The 1401-nt window shown below is 74.0% G+C and carries 1 protein-coding gene; it reads right to left on the bottom strand.

The window, feature by feature from the left end:
* A partial coding sequence (locus tag HUW36_RS32875) for an acyltransferase domain-containing protein (RefSeq protein ID WP_174531587.1) occupies positions 1-1401 on the bottom strand: 1401 nt, incomplete at both ends.

Here is a 1401-nt window from a genome sequence, read left to right as displayed (position 1 = left end):
GTCGGGTCGTCGTCACCACGGCGCAGCGTGGACAGCGTGTGCCCGGTGGTGTCGGTGTCGTCGAGGATCGCGGTCACCGGCAGCGTGAGCACCGGATGCGCCGACACCTCCACGAACGTGACGTGCCCCGCCGCGACCGCCGTGCGGACCGCCTGCTCGAAGCGCACCGGCTGGCGCAGGTTCGTGTACCAGTAGCCGCCGTCCATGCCCTGCGGTTCGGCCCAGTCGCCGGTCACCGTCGACACCATCCGGACCTGGCCCGGCCGCGGGGACAGCCCCGCCAGGTCGGTGAGCATCCGCTCGCGGACCTGCTCCACGGCCGGGTTGTGCGAGGCGTAGTCGAACGGCACCGGCCGCGCCCGCACCCCCTCGACCAGCCACGACTCCCGCAGATCGGCCAGAGTCTGCGGCGGCCCGGACACCACCACATGCCCCGGCCCGTTCAGCACCGCCACCACCGTGCCCGGCACACCCTCGATCCGCGCGGCCACCTCCGCCTCGGGCAGATCCACCGCCAGCATCCCGCCCGAACCCGCCAACGCGGACAACGCGCGCGCCCGCAGGATCACCGCCCGGGCCGCGTCATCGAGGGACAACACCCCCGCCACACACGCGGCGGCCATCTCCCCCTGCGAATGACCGATCACCACCGCCGGCTCCACACCAGCGGACCGCCACACCTCCGCCAAACACACACCAACCGCGAACAGCACCGGCTGCAAGATCTCCACCCGACCCAACCAGGCATCGTCCTCACCCGTGAGAACCGACACCAGGTCCACGTCCAGATACGGCGCGAACGCCCGCTGACACTCGCCAAGACGCGCATCGAACGGGCCGCACCGGCCCACCAGACCCGCCGCCATCCGCACCGACTGACCACCCTGACCCGGAAACACGAACACCGGACCCGACCCGTGGACGCCCGCCGTCCCGGTGACCAGGGCGGAGGACGGCAGGCCGGACGCGAGGGCGTCCAGGCCGGCCAGCAGGTCGTCGCGGTCCGTGCCGACGACGGCGGCGCGCTGGTCGAGCGCGGCGCGGGTGGTGGCGAGCGACCAGGCCACGGCGGCCGGGTCGTGTTCCGGGTGTTCGCGGACGTGCCGGGCGAGCCGCTGCGCCTGGTGCGCGAGCGCGGTGGTGGAGCGGGCGGACAGCGGCCAGAGCACCGCCTCGGTCCGTACCAGCCCTTCCGTCGGCGCGGGCGCGACGTCCGCCGGCTCGGCGGGCTGCTCGACGATGACGTGGGCGTTCGTGCCGGAGATGCCGAACGACGACACCGCCGCCCGACGCGGCCGGTCCACCACCGGCCACGGCCGAGCCTCGGTCACCAGCTCCACCGACCCCGCCGACCAGTCGATGTGCGGCGACGGCGCGTCCACGTGCAGCGTGGCCGGCACG

The sequence above is a fragment of the Micromonospora maritima genome (assembly GCF_902825405.1).
In the GTDB taxonomy this organism is placed as follows: Bacteria; Actinomycetota; Actinomycetes; order Mycobacteriales; family Micromonosporaceae; genus Micromonospora; species Micromonospora maritima.
This window is presented reverse-complemented; position numbering and strand designations above follow the sequence as displayed.